14 protein-coding genes are annotated in these 15,602 nt (G+C 62.8%); 7 read left to right on the forward strand and 7 right to left on the reverse strand.

The features are described from left to right. Positions 1–2: 2 nt before the first annotated feature. Genes ACLRGI_RS13845 through glyA form a run of 6 tightly spaced genes read right to left on the reverse strand, consistent with a single transcriptional unit; the run spans position 3 to position 8,042 of the window. Positions 3–1,394 (reverse strand): L-serine ammonia-lyase, encoded by a 1,392-nt coding sequence (locus ACLRGI_RS13845; protein WP_419202218.1) that lies wholly within the window; start codon positions 1,392–1,394, stop codon positions 3–5. Next, positions 1,394–2,053: a sarcosine oxidase subunit gamma gene (locus ACLRGI_RS13850; protein ID WP_419202219.1), complete on the reverse strand. Its 660-nt coding sequence runs from the start codon at positions 2,051–2,053 to the stop codon at positions 1,394–1,396. Before ACLRGI_RS13850 ends, ACLRGI_RS13845 begins: the two co-directional genes overlap by 1 nt. Further along, positions 2,046–4,991 carry a sarcosine oxidase subunit alpha family protein gene (locus ACLRGI_RS13855; protein ID WP_419202220.1) on the reverse strand — a complete coding sequence of 982 codons (2,946 nt, stop codon included), beginning with the start codon at positions 4,989–4,991 and terminating at the stop codon, positions 2,046–2,048. The genes ACLRGI_RS13850 and ACLRGI_RS13855 overlap by 8 nt, the downstream gene beginning before the upstream one ends. Positions 4,992–4,993: 2 nt before the next feature. Beyond that, entirely contained in the window at positions 4,994–5,413 is a 420-nt protein-coding gene (locus ACLRGI_RS13860; RefSeq protein WP_419202221.1) for a sarcosine oxidase subunit delta, read from the reverse strand. A 20-nt stretch (positions 5,414–5,433) separates the two neighbouring features. Next, complete coding sequence (locus ACLRGI_RS13865) at positions 5,434–6,654, reverse strand: sarcosine oxidase subunit beta family protein (RefSeq protein ID WP_419202222.1); 1,221 nt, start codon at positions 6,652–6,654, stop codon at positions 5,434–5,436. Continuing rightward, complete coding sequence (gene glyA / locus ACLRGI_RS13870) at positions 6,651–8,042, reverse strand: serine hydroxymethyltransferase (RefSeq protein ID WP_419202223.1); 1,392 nt, start codon at positions 8,040–8,042, stop codon at positions 6,651–6,653. Before glyA ends, ACLRGI_RS13865 begins: the two co-directional genes overlap by 4 nt. Before the next feature lie 152 nt (positions 8,043–8,194). Here glyA and ACLRGI_RS13875 point away from each other — a divergent pair, with 152 nt between their 5' ends. The 4 genes from ACLRGI_RS13875 (at position 8,195) to ACLRGI_RS13890 (ending at position 12,844) form a co-directional block, all read left to right on the forward strand. Next, positions 8,195–8,866 carry a GntR family transcriptional regulator gene (locus ACLRGI_RS13875; RefSeq protein ID WP_419202224.1) on the forward strand — a complete coding sequence of 224 codons (672 nt, stop codon included), beginning with the start codon at positions 8,195–8,197 and terminating at the stop codon, positions 8,864–8,866. Positions 8,867–9,302: 436 nt separating this feature from the next. Next, complete coding sequence (locus tag ACLRGI_RS13880) at positions 9,303–10,661, forward strand: MFS transporter (RefSeq protein ID WP_419202225.1); 1,359 nt, start codon at positions 9,303–9,305, stop codon at positions 10,659–10,661. Between the two features lie 28 nt (positions 10,662–10,689). Beyond that, the gene (locus ACLRGI_RS13885) at positions 10,690–11,946 is read left to right on the forward strand and encodes an aminopeptidase P family protein (RefSeq protein ID WP_419202226.1); all 1,257 of its coding nucleotides are present in this window, start codon (positions 10,690–10,692) and stop codon (positions 11,944–11,946) included. Between the two features lie 82 nt (positions 11,947–12,028). Continuing rightward, positions 12,029–12,844, forward strand: coding sequence for an IclR family transcriptional regulator (locus ACLRGI_RS13890; RefSeq protein ID WP_419202227.1), 816 nt, complete (start codon positions 12,029–12,031; stop codon positions 12,842–12,844). Between the two features lie 182 nt (positions 12,845–13,026). Here ACLRGI_RS13890 and ACLRGI_RS13895 read toward each other — a convergent pair whose 3' ends face one another. Further along, entirely contained in the window at positions 13,027–13,506 is a 480-nt protein-coding gene (locus ACLRGI_RS13895; RefSeq protein WP_419202228.1) for a DUF4383 domain-containing protein, read from the reverse strand. A 157-nt stretch (positions 13,507–13,663) separates the two neighbouring features. On the opposite strand from ACLRGI_RS13895, the gene ACLRGI_RS13900 reads away from it, so the two are divergent. The 3 genes from ACLRGI_RS13900 to ACLRGI_RS13910 all read left to right on the forward strand — a co-directional run bounded on the left by ACLRGI_RS13900 (position 13,664) and on the right by ACLRGI_RS13910 (position 15,589). Next, positions 13,664–14,635, forward strand: a complete 972-nt coding sequence (locus ACLRGI_RS13900; protein WP_419202229.1) for a hypothetical protein — start codon at positions 13,664–13,666, stop codon at positions 14,633–14,635. 151 nt (positions 14,636–14,786) lie between these two features. Continuing rightward, entirely contained in the window at positions 14,787–15,125 is a 339-nt protein-coding gene (locus ACLRGI_RS13905; protein ID WP_419202231.1) for an ArsR/SmtB family transcription factor, read from the forward strand. Next, positions 15,122–15,589: an SRPBCC family protein gene (locus tag ACLRGI_RS13910; protein WP_419202230.1), complete on the forward strand. Its 468-nt coding sequence runs from the start codon at positions 15,122–15,124 to the stop codon at positions 15,587–15,589. The genes ACLRGI_RS13905 and ACLRGI_RS13910 overlap by 4 nt, the downstream gene beginning before the upstream one ends. Positions 15,590–15,602 lie beyond the last annotated feature (13 nt).

Below are 15,602 nucleotides of genomic sequence, written 5' to 3' on the forward strand. Positions count from 1 at the left end.
GGCTAGCACTCCACTACGTTGACGGCGAGGCCCCCACGGGAGGTCTCTTTGTACTTGGATTTCATGTCGGCGCCGGTCTCGCGCATGGTCTTGATGGCTTTGTCCAGGGAAACTTTGTGGCTGCCATCGCCGTGCAGGGCAAGTCGGGCGGCGTTGATGGCTTTGACGCTGGCGATCGCGTTGCGCTCGATGCACGGAATCTGCACCAGTCCGCCCACGGGATCGCAGGTGAGGCCCAGATTGTGTTCGATGCCCACTTCTGCGGCATTTTCCACTTGTTCCGGCGTTCCACCCAGGACTTCGCAGAGGCCGGCAGCGGCCATGGAGCAGGCGGAACCCACTTCACCTTGGCAGCCCACCTCGGCGCCGGAGATGGAGGCATTGATTTTGAACAGGATCCCGACGGCGGCCGCCGCCAGCAGGAACCGCACCACGCCGTCGTCGTTGGCTCCCGGAACAAACTTGGTGTAATAGTGCAGCACCGCAGGGACAATTCCGGCCGCACCGTTAGTGGGCGCGGTGACGATCCTGCCGCCCGCGGCGTTTTCCTCGTTCACGGCCAGGGCAAACAAGTTGACCCATTCCATGGCGAGGAGGGGGTCCGCCGAACTTGCCCCGTTCAGTTCGGCGTCCGTCTCGGACAATTTTTTGAACAACGACGGCGCCCGTCGCCTCACCTTCAAGCCTCCCGGCAGGATTCCCTCGGCAGAGCAGCCGTTGTCCACGCATTCCTGCATGACGGCCCAGATGCCCAACAGCCGTTGGCGAAGCTCTTCCTCGGAGCGCCAGACGAGTTCGTTGGCCAACATGATGTCGGAAATCGACTTTCCCTCGCGAAGGCAGATGGCCAGCAACTCATCGGCGGTGGTGAAGGGGTAGGGCAGTACGGTGTCATCGGCTACCACTTTGTCGGTGCCCGACGCGTCACCGTCCACCACGAAGCCGCCGCCAATGGAGTAGTAACTGCGCTCCCGCAGGACCGTGCCAGTGTGGTCCAAGGCCCGGAAAGTCATGCCGTTGGGGTGGGCGGGCAATGACTTGCGGCGGTGCAGGACCACGTCCTCGTCCCAGTTGAAGTCCACCCGGTGGTTGCCGCCCAAGCGAAGTTCGGCGTCGAGTGCGGCCGCTGCAACCTGGTCATCGGCGGTATGGGTATTCACGGTTTCGGGGGAGTGGCCTTGCAGGCCCAGCACCACGGCCTTGTCTGAGCCGTGGCCCCGGCCGGTGGCGCCCAGGGAGCCGAAAAGCTCAGCCTGGACGCGCACCGTAGCCGGGAGCTGGCCGGACGATTCGAGACCGTCCGTGAACTGCTTTGCCGCGCGCATGGGGCCAACCGTGTGTGAAGACGACGGCCCGATGCCAACAGAAAACAGATCAAGCACGCTCAGTGCCATCAGGGGACCTCGGGGGAGGCGTACTCCCGCATGGCGTCAAGGAGCCAACGTCCCAGGAAGTCGGCAAACGAGGCCCGGGGAAAGATCCGGTAGGACTCGTCCGAGGTCTTCCACAACATCACCGGAATGTGCGCCAGCTCAGTGGAGACAGCGGTCCCGGCCTTGAAGACGCGGGGGTGCAGGTCCAAGGAACAGGTCTTCTCCAACACTGCGCGGGCGTGGCTCCCGGAGAGCTCGAACGTGGTGCGGTTGGCGGACAGGTCCACCACCTGGCCCGCGTCATCGCCAAGCGCCGTGGTGAGGTCGCTTACCAGGGATCCGCCCAGGGAATCGTGGGCTTCTTCCGGCGCGACCACCAGGAACTCGGTAGGGCCGAGCCACAGGGTGTTCACGGAGCCTGTCCCCGTCACCGCACTGCCCGTCACTTCACCGCAAGCCGCGGGCAAACCGCCGCTGACGGACGCAACCCGGGCGCCGGCGTCGGACGTCGGGTGAACCCTGATTCCCACCATGGTCTGGTACGGAATTTCGGTGAGTGTCACCGTGCCCGGCACGGAGCCGGAGGTGAAAGCGTCAGCCAGGTGTTCGGCAGGGCTGCGGCGGGTGCCCCGGACGCGGTCGACGTGTGCGGTTTCTGCTGGTATTGCTGTTTCAGCCATCTTTGCGGGTCCCTTCAGCATCGAAAAGTACGGTTTCGCCAACAACCACGTCCACCAAGTGGTCTCCCAACGAGGCCACCAGGGTCTCGCCGATGCGGTTGCGGCCGTTTTGAATGAGTGCCAGGGCGAAGGAGCGGCCCAGCGCGGCGCTGTGATAGCTGGAGGTCACGAAGCCCTCCATGGGAACCGGGCCGTTAGCGGGGTTGACCGGGATGCCCTTTTCCACGAGCTGCGTGCCTTCCGGCAACCTCAGCGAGTGGTCCACGGGAAGGACGCTCACCAGGTGCTTGCGGTCCTCGCGGCTTGCGTCCTCGCGGAGATAAGAGCGCTTGCCGATGAAGTCCTTGGCCTTGGAAACGATCCAGTCCATGCCGGCGTCCTGCGGGGTGACCGTGCCGTCGGTATCCTGCCCTACGATCGGGTAGCCCTTCTCGGCGCGGAGCACGTGCATGGTCTCGGTGCCGTACGGGGTGATGTTGAACTCGGCACCTGCGGCAGCAACGGCTTCCCAAGTGTTGAGCCCATACCAGGACGGAATGTTGATTTCGTAGGCCAGTTCACCGGAGAAGGAGATACGGCAAATCCGTGCCTGCACTCCTGAGGCGAGCGCGGTCTCGCGGAAGGTCATGAACGGGAAGGCTTCAGCGTCCAGGCCACCGTTTTCGGCGAGCTGGGGGGCAACCTTAGCGATCACCGCGCGGGAATTCGGGCCCACAACGGCAATGGTGCTCCACTGTTCCGTTACGGATGTGCAGACCACGTCGAGTTCGGGCCACTCCGTCTGGTGCCACTCTTCCAGCCAGTCCAGCACCTTGGCTGCCCCACCGGTGGTGGTGGTCATGAAGTAGCGGTCGTCGTCCAAGCGGAGGGTCACGCCGTCGTCGAAGATCATGCCATCCAAGGTGCACATGACACCGTAGCGGGCGGATCCCGGGGCGAGTTTCTTGAAAGCGTTGGTGTACACGCGGTTCAGGAATTCACCGGCGTCCTTGCCACGGATCTCGATCTTGCCCAACGTTGTGGCGTCCATGAAGCCCACGGATTCGCGGACGGCTGCGCATTCACGCAGGACTGCCGCGTCCATGTCTTCCCCGGCCTGAGGGTAGTACCAAGGGCGCTTCCACTGTCCAACATCTTCGAACAGTGCGCCCTGGGCTACGTGCCACGGGTGGATGGAGGTGACTCGGGCGGGGTCGAAGAGCTCGCCGCGCTGGCGGCCGGCCAGGGCTGCGAAGGCCACCGGGGTGAACGGTGCACGGTACGCGGTGGTGCCGATCTCGCCGACACCCGGGATGTTCTCAGCTCCGCCGAACTTCAACGCCGCGGCGATCACGCCGATTGCATTGACGCCGGACGTCTTACCCTGATCGTTGGCCGTGCTGATGGAGGTGTACCGCTTGACGTGCTCCACGGACCGCATGCCCGCACCGGTGGAGCGGAGGACGTCAGCCACGGACTGGTCGCGCTGGAAGTCCACGAAGTGGTGGTGCCACTCGCCGGGCTCACCGCTCTGTCCGGGAACCAGCCACAGCTGACGGCTCGGCGCACTGGCCGAGGGTGCCTGCAGCTCCACCGGGGTGGTTGCGGATTCGAAGCCGGCGGCGATGGACGCTGCTGCTCCCGCCGAGATGCCCTCTGCCAGGCAGTCCTGGAGTTCGAAGCTGCCACGGCCCGCGCCCACAACGTGCTGGTCCTTGACGGGAGCGGTGGGAATGAACGCCGCGAGCTCGTCATCCCAGCGGAGCTTGCCTTGGCGCTGGCTGTGCAGGTGGACCACAGGGCTCCAACCACCGGAAACTGCCAGGAGATCAGCAGCCAGCTGTTCGACGCCCGAGGTGAGTTCGCCGTCGTCGTTAATACTGCGGACGGTGACGCCGTTCAGGCGGCCATTCTCATCCGCGGACGTGTTAGCCACGGCGCTGCCGATAAGGACCCGGATACCGGACTCGACGGCGGCTGCAGCCTTCGCGCTGATCTGCGGACGGGCATCGACGACGGCGGCAACCGCCACGCCTGCTGCCTTCAGGTCCGCGGCAAGAGCGTAAGCGGAATCGTTGGTGGTGCTGATGACCACCCGCGAACCGGCCGCAACGGCGTAGCGGTTCAGGTAGGTGCGGGCAGCCGAGGCGAGCATGATGCCCGGGCGGTCGTTGTTCTCGAACACCAACGGACGCTCATGGGCCCCGGGAGCCAGCACAACCTGCTTAGCGCGGATGTGCCAAATACGCTGGCGGGAGACGCCCGAAGCTGCAGGAACGCTCAAGTGGTCCGTGCGGTTCTGGGCTGCGATGAAGTAGTTGGAGTCGTAGGAACCGAACGCGGTGGTGCGGTTCAGCACCGTGCATTCAGCGGCGGAAACCAGCTCGGCTTCCACGTCGGCAACCCATTCCAGCGCCGGCTGGCCTTCGATCTGTTCGGCCAGTTCCGGGGCGGTCGAACCGGAGAGCAGCGAGCCCCCGAGTTCGGGCTGGTCATCGATCAGGATGACGCGGGCACCGGTGCGGACAGCTTCACGGGCTGCTGCCAGGCCGGCAATACCGCCGCCTACCACCAGGACGTCCGTGTGGACGTACTTCTTGTCGTACTCGGCCTTGTCTTCGTTCGGATCCAGTTTGCCCAGGCCGGACAGGAGCTCAATGTTCATGCCGTCCACCAAGGACACTGCCGTGGCGGGAAGCATGGACTCCGCAACGTGGCCGCGGAAACGGGGAGCGACCTTGACCAAGGCGTTGGACTCTTCCACGCCGGCGGCCATGATGCCGCGGGGGCGGTCCTCATAGAGGGAGTTGCCGGCGTTGATGTGGCCGTTGGCCAGCAATGCCGAGGCAATGGTGTCACCCGGGTGACCGGTGAATTCCCGGCCGTCCACGGTGAAGCGCCAAGAGATGCTGCGATCGATGCGTCCGCCGGTGGCGAGGCGTGCGTTCTTGCTGGTCACTTCTAGACTCCTTCCGAGGAGATGGGTGAGGCGGCGCCTGTTGTTGCGGCGCCGGGTGCGAGGCCTGGATCGCCGGCTTGGCCGAAGTCGCCGGCCTGGCTGAATTCGCCTGGCTGGGTGGCTTCGGTTTTGCTTGGCCCGGCGCCTGGGATGTCCGGCCGGGGTTGTCCCATTGCATAGATGGAGTGGATGTCGTAGCTCACGGTGTCACGGAGCATGTTGAACCACTGGCGGCATCCGGTGCTGTGGACCCAGCGCTCGGCGAAGGTTCCCTTGGTGTTTTCGCGGTAGAAAAGGTATTCAGCCCATTCGCGGTCCGTCAGCTCGTTGGGGTTTTCCGGGTAGGCGATGTGTGCCTGGCCGCCGTAGTGGAATTCGGTTTCGTCGCGTGGCCCGCAGTTGGGGCATGAAATGAGGAGCATGTCTTTCCTGTCCTGTCTGGCTAGTGGGCTACGGCTGCGGCGCCGTGTTCGTCGATCAAGGCGCCGGTTTCGAAGCGTTCCAGAGCGAAGGGCTTGTTCAGCTTGTGCGGTGCGCCCGTGGCAATGGTGTGCGCGAAGGTGAGGCCTGCCGCGGGGGTGCCCTTGAAGCCGCCCGTTCCCCAACCACAGTTGACGAACATGTTCTCCACGGGGGAGAGGCCCACGATGGGCGAGGCATCCAAGGTGGTGTCCACAATGCCGCCCCAGGTCCGGAGTACGTGGGCGCGGGCGAAGATCGGGAAGAGCTCCACGGCTGCTGCCATTTGCTCCTCAATGACATGGAAGGAACCGCGTTGGCCGTAACCGTTGTAGGAGTCGACGCCGGCACCCATCACGAGTTCACCCTTGTGGGCCTGGGAAACGTAGACGTGAACGTGGTTGGACATGACCACGGTGGGGTGGACCGGCTCGTGCAGTTCGGACACCAGCGCCTGGAGCGGGTGCGACTGGATCGGCAGGCGGAAGCCGGCCATCTCTGCCAGGACCGAGCTGTGGCCGGCGGCGCAGAGCCCCACCTTTTCAGTGTTGATGGTGCCGCGGCTGGTCTTGACGCCCGTGACCCGGTTGCCGTCCTTGATGAACCCGGTGACTTCACAGTTCTGGATGATGTCCACACCGAGTTCGTCGCACTTGCGGGCGAACGCCCAGGCCACGTGGTCGTGCTTGGCGATGCCTGCGCGCGGTTGGTACGTGGCGCCCATGACGGGGTAGCGGATGTTGTCACTGATGTTCAGGATGGGGCAGAGTTCCTTGACCTGCTGCGGGTCCAGCCATTCAGCGTCCACGCCATTAAGCCTGTTGGCACCCACGCGGCGAACACTTTCGCGGACATCGCCCAAGGTGTGGGCCAGGTTCATGACGCCGCGCTGGCTGAACAGGAAGTCGTACTCGAGCTCTTCCGGGAGGATCTCCCAAAGCTTGAGGGCGTGTTCGTAGATGGCGGCGCTCTCGTCCCAGAGGTAGTTGGACCGAATGATGGTGGTGTTGCGGGCCATGTTTCCACCGGCCAGCCAGCCCTTTTCCAGGATGGCGATGTTGGTCATTCCGTGGTTCTTCGCCAGGAAGTACGCGGTGGCCAGGCCGTGCCCGCCACCGCCCACAATGACGGCGTCGTAGCTCTTCTTCGGTTCCGGGTTGCGCCAGAGGAAGTCCGGGTGTTCGGGGAGGTGGTCTGCACTCACTGGGCTGCTCCAATCAGTTCTGCTTCGGTTTCGGTAACGGCGCCTTTGCCGGTTCCGAGGTGGGGATAGAGGGGGAACTTTTCCGCCAGCGCTGTCACCCGATTGCGGAGTTCGACGGCGGTGGCCTCGTCCAAGGTGATGTCACCTTCTGTGGTGGCTGATTTTGCCGCGTCGGCACTGGTGCCGCTGTTCGCCGCGGCGATCAACGCCGTCGCTATGATGTCCGAGACTTCCTTGAAGTCCTCAGCCTTGAAGCCCCGGGCGGCGAGGGCGGGAGTGCCGATGCGCAGGCCGGAGGAAATCATCGGCGGACGGGGGTCGAAGGGGACAGCGTTGCGGTTGACGGTGATGCCGATCCGGTGCAGCGTGTCTTCGGCCTGCTGGCCGTTGAGGACGGAGTGGCGGAGGTCAGCCAGAACCAAGTGGACATCGGTGCCGCCGCTGACAACGGAGATGCCGGCTGCTGCAACATCGTCTTGAAGGAGGCGATCGGCCAGGATCTTGGAGCCTTCCAGGACGCGAACCTGGCGTTCCTGGAACTCCGGTTCGGCTGCCATCTTGAAGGCGACGGCTTTGGCGGCGATGACGTGCTCCAGCGGACCGCCTTGCTGGCCGGGGAAGACTGCTGAGTTAACTTTCTTGGCGATGTCGGCGTCGTTTGTCAGGATTACGCCGCCGCGGGGACCGCCGAGGGTCTTGTGCGTTGTGCTGGTGACAATGTGGGCGTGGGGGACGGGGCTGGGGTGGAGCCCTGCAGCAACGAGGCCGGCGAAGTGGGCCATGTCCACCATGAGGTAGGCGCCCACCAGGTCCGCGATCCGGCGGAATTCCGCGAAGTCAAGCTGGCGGGAGTATGCCGACCAGCCGGCGACGATCAACTGCGGCTTGCTCTCCAACGCCAGGCGTTCGACTTCAGCCATGTCTACCGTGTGCGTGTCCTCGCGGACGCCGTACGGAACAACCTTGTACAGCTTGCCCGAGAAGTTGATGCGCATACCGTGGGTCAGGTGTCCGCCGTGGGCAAGGTTCAAGCCCATGATGGTGTCGCCCGGGGTGATCAGTGCGTGCATGGCCGAGGCGTTTGCCTGGGCGCCGGAGTGGGGCTGGACGTTGGCGAACTCTGCGCCGAACAGGGCTTTCAAACGATCAATGGCCAGCTGTTCGATCACATCAACGTGTTCGCAGCCGCCGTAGTAACGCTTGCCCGGGTAGCCCTCGGCGTACTTGTTGGTCAGTACCGATCCCTGGGCCTCCATGACGGCCGTAGGAGCGAAGTTCTCAGAGGCGATCATTTCCAACGTTGACTGCTGGCGGATGAGTTCCTGCGCGATCGCCTGATCGACCTCCGGGTCCGCCTGTGCAAGCGGGCGGATCAGCGGTTCAACCATGGTGTTCTCCTTCAAAAGCTTGACTAGTGGCCGACTGTTAGGCAACTGATATATTAGAACTATTGCCATAGTATGTTGGAGATCACATAGTCGTCAACAGGTCCGCGGTAACTCATCCAGCAGACTGGGAATGCGACTAACGGGAGAGAGTAATGAGCGCAGCACTGGAAGCACTGGAATCAGCTCCGCAAGGGACATCCCTCGCGGAGAACGCCTACCTGCTGCTGCGCGACAGGCTCATCATGCTGGACATCAAACCCGGGGACCCCATCAACGACGGCCAAATCGCCGCCGAGCTGGGCATCGGGCGCACCCCCGTCCGCGAAGCCATCAAGCGCCTCGAAAGCGACCATCTCGTGGTGTCATACCCCCGGCGCGGCACCTTCGCCACCGGCGTTGACATCACCCAGCTCGCCGAAGTCTCCGAAATCCGCGAGCTCCTGGAGCCCCTCGCCTCCAGGAAAGCCGCCCGCATGGCAAGCCCCGCCATGCGGTCAGAGCTCCGCGCGGTTGCTGCCGCCATTCGCGATCTCGAAGGCCAGGAAAACTCCTCGCAGGAACTCATGCGCTACGACATCCAGGTTCACAGGCTCATCTACAAAGCTTCCGCCAACGCGCACCTCGAAGACGTCCTGATCAGGTACGACAACCTTGCAACCCGCATCTGGTGCCACATGCTCGAAAAGATGCCCTCCGTCTCCGGCCACATCTCCGAACACGAGGACCTCCTCACCGCGATTGCCGACGGCGACGAAGACCGCGCCGCCGAACTCGCACTGCATCACGTAGTCAGCTTCGAGGAAACCATCCGCAAGGTCCTCTAACCCTCTCTCACCTCCCGCGGGTTTTTTCTGATCGCTCTCTCACCTCCTGCCGGTTTGGGGCGATCGCTCTCTCACCTCCTGCCGGTTTGGGGCGATCGTTCTCTCACCTCCCTCGTCTGAATCCGGACATGAGCACCCAATTGGCGGCGCCGACGTCGAGCCCTCACTCGGCAACCGATTGAACGTGTGGGCGGTTTCAGTCAAGTGGATGCGAGAGGGATGGGCTGAAGGGCCAAGGAGGTGATAGAGCGTTGGGGGCGCTGAATGCAACGCTGTCGCTGCAGTAGCAACCAAAGGGAATTCTGCTCGGTGACGTCGGCCGCCTATGCTGCGCCCCAGAATCGCTCACATTCACCCCTTGACTGTGCCGTCGCTCACACATACTCTGGTGCAACAGCGTTGCGTTGAATGCAACCCCAATGATTTTGGTGGACACATGAGCACTGAATCCTCTGTGGCAGCCGAGCAAGGCACTTCATCCGCCTCAGGCTCCAACCACACATCCAGCCCCAACCACACGGTCAGCAAGGACACTCGACGGCGAGTGGTCACTGCCAGCTTCATCGGCAACTTTGTTGAGTGGTTCGACTACGCCGTGTACGGCTACCTGGCCGGCATCATCTCTACTGTTTTCTTCCCCGAGTCGGACCGTCAGACGGCACTGCTAGCAACCTTCGGGGTCTTCGCTATCAGCTTCTTCGTCCGGCCCCTGGGTGGTTTCGTCTGGGGCCACATCGGGGACAAGCTGGGCCGCAAGCAAGCGCTGAGCCTGTCAATCGTGCTGATGTCAGTAGCCACGTTCTGCATCGCACTGATCCCGGGCTACGCCACCATCGGCGTAATGGCCCCCGTTCTGCTCCTCCTCGTGCGGGTGGTCCAGGGCTTCTCCGCAGCAGGCGAGTACGCCGGAGCTTCCGCATTCCTGGTGGAGTACGCGCCGGCCAATCGGCGCGGGCTCTATGCCGCCGTCGTGCCTGCAAGTACCGCAGCGGGACTGCTGCTGGGATCGTTGCTGGCCGCCCTGCTGACCTCAGTACTAAGCGCGGAGCAGCTCAACGAGTGGGGCTGGCGGTTGCCGTTCCTGCTCGCCGCGCCCATGGGCCTGATCGGCCGGTATATCCGGACCAAGCTGGAAGACACCCCGGCGTTCCGCGAACTGGCGGAGAAGGACAACAGCGTCAAAGCGCCTGCCTTGGCAATGTTCAAAACGTACCGGAGGCAACTCATCATTGCCACGGGGGCGGTGCTGCTCAACGCCGTGGGCTTCTACGTCATCCTCAGTTACATGCCGACGTACCTGTCGGAGGAGCTGGGCTTCGGTGCCACGGAATCGTTCCTTGCCACCACTATTGCCCTGGCCAGCTACATCGGCTTCATCTTCCTGACGGGCATTGCCTCGGACAAGTTCGGCCGCAAGCGCATGCTGATTACCGCCTCAGTCCTGTTCATCCTGCTGACGGTGCCGGCCTTCATGCTCCTGGACACCCGCAATTTCCTGGTGATCGTCCTGGTGCAGATCCTGCTGGGTGGCATGCTCACCCTCAACGACGGCACCCTGCCCAGTTTCCTGGCCGAACTCTTCCCCACGAAGGTCCGCTACACAGGCTTCGCCGTCAGCTTCAACCTCTCCAATGCCCTGTTCGGCGGTACCGCACCGTTCATGGCGACCCTCCTGATCGGCATGACCGCCAGTAAGTTGGCCCCCGGCTGGTACCTCGTGGCCGCAGCCATAGTTTCCCTCATCGCAGTCCTGTTCGCCACGGAGACTTCCAAGAAGCCTCTGCTGCAGGACTAATACAACCCACCCATTGAAAGGAACCACCATGACCATCACGCAGAATGAGGCCGTCAACGATGTCGCCAAGCTCGAGCGCACCAAGGTCCTCAACAACGGCGAAAAAGTCTCGCTGACCTTCTCCGACGCAGAATTCGAGCGCCGCCTCACCGGCCTCCGCAGCATCATGGCTGAGAAGGACCTCGACGCCGTCATCCTCACCAGCTACCACTCCATCAAGTACTACTCCGACTTCCTCTTCACCTACTTCGGCCGCTCCTACGGCATGGTGGTCACCAAGGATGACACGGTCACCATTACGGCAAACATCGACGCCGGGATGCCTTGGCGCCGCAGCTACGGCGAGAACCTGGTGTACACGGACTGGCGCCGTGACAACTACATCCACGCCATCCAGGAAGTTCTGCGCACCCGCGGCATCAACCCGCGCCGCATCGGCGTCGAAGACGACTCGCTGCCGTTGGATAACCGCAACAAGATCCAGGCTGCCTTCTCCGGAGCAACATTGGTGGATGTGGCGCAGGCTGCGATGCGGCAGCGCATGATCAAGTCGGACGAGGAAATTGCGGTCATCAAGCATGGCGCCCGTATCGGCGACCTCGGTGGCGAGGCGATCCGCAATGCCATTACGGCCGGCATCACCGAGTATGAGGTTGCCCTGATCGGCACTGAAGCCATGGTCCACGAGATCGCCCGCACCTTCCCGGACTCCGAAATCCGTGACACCTGGGTATGGTTCCAATCCGGCATCAACACCGACGGCGCCCACAACTGGGCCACCACCCGGAAGATCCAGGAACACGACATCCTGTCCCTGAACTGCTTCCCCATGACCAGCGGCTACTACACAGCCCTGGAACGTACCTTGTTCTACGGCGAACCGGGTGCGCGTTCATTGGAGCTGTGGAACATCAACGTCGAGGTCCACAAGCGCGGTTTGGAACTCATCAAACCGGGGGCCGTCTGCAAGGACATCGCCGCAGAGCTCAATGAGATCTATGTCAGCCACGGATTGCTGGCCAACCGCACGTTCGGCTACGGCCACTCGTTCGGGGTGCTGAGCCACTACTACGGACGCGAAGCAGGACTGGAACTGCGCGAGGACATCGATACCGTGCTGGAGCCGGGCATGGTGGTATCCATGGAACCGATGATCACGGTGCTCGACGGCCAGCCAGGTGCCGGCGGTTACCGCGAGCACGACATCCTGGTGGTCGGCGAAGACGGTGCTGAGAACATCACCAAGTTCCCGTTCGGCCCCGAGCACAACATCATCGGAGCCTAATGACCCGGCCGGTGGACACAGCGTGGTGTCCGCCGGCCGAATCCGGTCCGACGGCGCGGACCCGGCGAAATATAGTGAACCCATGACTCCCACCGAATCCAGCGAGACTCCCGATAACAGCAACAGCAATGGGGACAGCAAAAACACCTCGGTCATCGTCAACGCCATCGCCGTGTTGAGGAGCTTCACAGCCGATGAACCGCTCCTGGGAGTCACCGAAATCGCTGGCCGCATCGGCTTGCACAAGAGCACCGTCTCCCGAATTCTCGCGACGCTGGAACAGGAAAACCTTGTAGAGCGCGACGTCGATTCGCGCAGGTTCCGCTTGGGGCTGGGGATGATCGCCATGGCGGGCCCCCTCCTGGCGGAACTCGAGGAACGCCGCGTTGCCTACCCTGTGCTGCGCGAACTCACCGAGCGCACGGGGGAGACCAGCGCCCTCATGGTGTGGAACGGTAATGAGTCCATGTGTGTGGAGCAGATCCCCAGTCGGCATCAGGTCAAACACCTCGCTCCGTTGGGCGCCCGGTACAACGAGGCCCTGAGTTCGTCGGTGCAGGTGTTCCTTGCCGCGGAGAACCAGGACAGGGTGCGTCAGCTGCTGCGCAGTGGCTCGGTCACTCTTCCTGGTCTGGATGAGGATGCTGTTGCGGCGTATCTGGCACGGCTGGACGAAGCCGGGAAGCGCGGCTGGGCTGTGAATTTCGGAGAGACCTCCATTGAAGAGGTGGGCGTTGCATCCCCCGTCTATGACCATCGGGGAGACATCGTGGCCTCCGTCCTGATCCCGGCCCCGAAGTTCCGTGTTTCCCAGGACACCTTGGAGAGCCTTGGTGAAGCCTGCGCGGCGGCTGCAGCCAAGGTGACCACGCGCCTGGGTGGGCGGGCCCCGCGATAACCGGGAACCCGCCGTCGCGCCCTTAAGATTGCGCGCCGAGATGGCACTTAACACCAATGGTGAGCCGCCAAAACATGGGGGTGTGCTGCCAACTCGGCGAAGGGGGGGAGCACCCAAAACGGCGGCCGTCCCCGCGAAAGGGAGCGGTCGCCGTCGTTGTTTCACCAGGCGGTGGGAAAGGTTTACATCTTCCGTCGCGCTGTGGTGGTTTCGTCCATGGCATCCCTGCCCAGCCAGGCGCCCAGCCCGATCATGGCAACGCCGAGGATCAGGTGCAGCCAGTTGTCGGCCGTGTTGAAGGGGACAAAATTGGCGCCTGTTTCCTGGTTGATGACCAGGCCGTAGATCCAAAGAACGATGTACACGGCGCCGCCGCCCAGGAGGAACAGGCGAGCCATGCGTGCGTTCCTTGCCATGGCCAAGCCGGCCACGCCAAACAGCAGGTGAACGATGTTGTGGAGTATGGACACTTGGAAGATTCCAAGCAGCATGGCGCCGGATTCATGTCCCGCAAAGGTCATGGCGCCGAAATTGGTGGTGATTCCCGGGATGAAGCCCAGGATGCCTACCAGCAGAAATACAATGCCAACGCCCATGGCGGTGTTGCGAAGCGTCAACCCCATCATGTGGTGGTGTTCGGCGGGGTGCGAAGCGGTGGTCATCAGTCCTCCCTTTTCACGCGATTACCCGGCTCTTCTCATGGAGAGCCGACCTGCGGCAAGGAGTGTGGCAAAACCTTGCCGACGCCGCCATAATACTCCTGAAATGCCTCCGATAGCAGGGGGATTGGCCTGGTTCAGCGGCGGTTAGCATGGATTTATGAGCCAAGCTCCGAACGGACGTGTGCACACGATCTTCCATGACACCCGGGACCTCACGCCCTTCCGCGAGGGCTACGTCCGAACCCCGGTCCGTGGCCTCGCTGACGGAGTCAATGATGTGCTCTCCGGTGTCCTTGTGGGCAGCGACCACGCCAGGTTGTCGGTGGTGGGCAACGTCCCGAGGCTGAAGATGCTGTCCTCCAAGACCGCCAGGGCCATGCATGAGGCCGTATTCACCTCTACAGAGCCGGATCGACTCCTCGCCTTCGGCCGCACATATCCAGGATGGGCCGGTTTGTGCCACGTCATGGCGGGCTTGCTCGCGTACAAACATGGCGGGTTCTTGAGGGCTTCGGAGCTGCTGCAGCGAGGATTAACAACAAGGATCGACGACGACGCCAGCCAGTTCTCGGCTATGTACCTTGGGCAGGTGGTCACCAAAGTCGAGGTTGCCGAACGCATCGAGGTTCCGGTCCTGTTCAGCGAGGAATCCGTGTTTCTGGCGTTGTCCCACTGCCTTCGGGAGATGGGGATGACCGAGGCAGCGTTGGAAGCAGTGGTGACTTTGCCGCCGTCGTTGCCTTCCGCATTGGCGCGTTGCACGGCGGCGTACTCGTTGGAGCGCCACCGTGATGTGGTGCTCTGGACCGAAGGCTTGCTGAACACGGACGACCTTTCGGCCGCACTGCTGCTGATCCGGGCACGTTCCTTGAGGGCCCGCGGCGATTTCGAAGCCGCTCAGGCGGCCTTGAAGGAAGTACTCCGGCGCCGGAAGACCAACCTGGCACTGAAGAATGACGCACTGACCGACAGGGCACTGCTTGCGCTGGACCAAGGCCGCAGGACGTTGACGCCGCGATCCAAGCGCCCCGCACCCCCCGCGGAGCTGGAGACCTTGGAGGTCATTCGCAAAGACGCCGAGATGCGCAGGCTTTGGGAGAACGACTTCCGGCAACTGGGCGGGGAGTAGAAAAACCGTTGTGCCTTTCGCGGGAGAAGCGTATTCTCTTAACCAACCAGACAGTTGATCAAGCAAACGGTTGATCAACTTTGGTTGACAATGAAAGGTTGACGCGGCGGTGGAGCAGAATCTAGGCCCTGACACCTTGGACCGGGCCTTCATGGCGTTGGCGGATCCGGTCAGGCGGGCCATTGTTGCCCGGCTTTCCCGGGGAGACGCCACCGTCAATGAGCTCGCTGAACCATTCGCCATTACCAAGCAGGCCGTTTCCAAACACATTCAAGTCCTTGAGCATGCGGGGTTGGTGACACGCTCCCGTGATGCCCAGCGCCGTCCCGTACACCTCGACGCAGCGGCGCTCGAGCATTTGACCGCCTGGATCGACCAGTACCGGCTGATCGCGGAATCACGCTTCCGGCAGCTCGACGTACTGCTTGGCGGCAGTCCTTCAGTACAAGAACCACAAACACCAGCAAAGAAGAAAGAGGAACTGAAATGAGCAATCCAACAACAATCACCGCCGACCCAGGCGTCCCGTTCGTTGACACAGTCCGCGAATTCGATGCGCCCGTCAGTGCGGTCTTCAAAGCCCACGTTGACCCTGACCTGTTGGCCAAGTGGCTGGGCCCCCGCAGCACGGTCACGAAGATCATCGAATACAACGCCACCACGGGCGGCAGCTGGCGCTACGAAAGCGGCGACGATAGCGGGATGTATGGCTTCCGCGGCGTCTTCCACACTGTTGAATCCGATGCGTTGATCATCCAAACAGTCGAGTTCGACGGTGCGCCCAACCAAGTGGTTAACAGCACCACCACTTTCGAGGAGATCGACGGCAAGACCCGGATGTCGGCCCACGAGGTCTACCCGTCGGTTGAAGCCCGGGACATGGCGCTGTCCACCGGAATGGACTATGGCGTGATCGAAGGATACGAACGCCTGGACGAACTTCTCGCCGGCTAAGCCTCGATCCACC

This window comes from Paenarthrobacter sp. PPS72 (genome assembly GCF_048537125.1).
Taxonomy (GTDB): Bacteria; Actinomycetota; Actinomycetes; order Actinomycetales; family Micrococcaceae; genus Arthrobacter; species Arthrobacter nitroguajacolicus_E.

Excerpts from the sequence above, each read along its gene's own strand:
- ACLRGI_RS13845 (WP_419202218.1), bottom strand. The coding sequence starts at position 1,394 with ATGGCACTGAGCGTGCTTGATCTGTTTTCTGTTGGCATCGGGCCGTCG.
- ACLRGI_RS13850 (WP_419202219.1), bottom strand. The coding sequence starts at position 2,053 with ATGGCTGAAACAGCAATACCAGCAGAAACCGCACACGTCGACCGCGTC.
- ACLRGI_RS13860 (WP_419202221.1), bottom strand. The coding sequence starts at position 5,413 with ATGCTCCTCATTTCATGCCCCAACTGCGGGCCACGCGACGAAACCGAA.
- glyA (WP_419202223.1), bottom strand. The coding sequence starts at position 8,042 with ATGGTTGAACCGCTGATCCGCCCGCTTGCACAGGCGGACCCGGAGGTC.
- ACLRGI_RS13875 (WP_419202224.1), top strand. The coding sequence starts at position 8,195 with ATGAGCGCAGCACTGGAAGCACTGGAATCAGCTCCGCAAGGGACATCC.
- ACLRGI_RS13880 (WP_419202225.1), top strand. The coding sequence starts at position 9,303 with ATGAGCACTGAATCCTCTGTGGCAGCCGAGCAAGGCACTTCATCCGCC.
- ACLRGI_RS13885 (WP_419202226.1), top strand. The coding sequence starts at position 10,690 with ATGACCATCACGCAGAATGAGGCCGTCAACGATGTCGCCAAGCTCGAG.
- ACLRGI_RS13890 (WP_419202227.1), top strand. The coding sequence starts at position 12,029 with ATGACTCCCACCGAATCCAGCGAGACTCCCGATAACAGCAACAGCAAT.
- ACLRGI_RS13895 (WP_419202228.1), bottom strand. The coding sequence starts at position 13,506 with ATGACCACCGCTTCGCACCCCGCCGAACACCACCACATGATGGGGTTG.
- ACLRGI_RS13900 (WP_419202229.1), top strand. The coding sequence starts at position 13,664 with ATGAGCCAAGCTCCGAACGGACGTGTGCACACGATCTTCCATGACACC.
- ACLRGI_RS13905 (WP_419202231.1), top strand. The coding sequence starts at position 14,787 with ATGGCGTTGGCGGATCCGGTCAGGCGGGCCATTGTTGCCCGGCTTTCC.
- ACLRGI_RS13910 (WP_419202230.1), top strand. The coding sequence starts at position 15,122 with ATGAGCAATCCAACAACAATCACCGCCGACCCAGGCGTCCCGTTCGTT.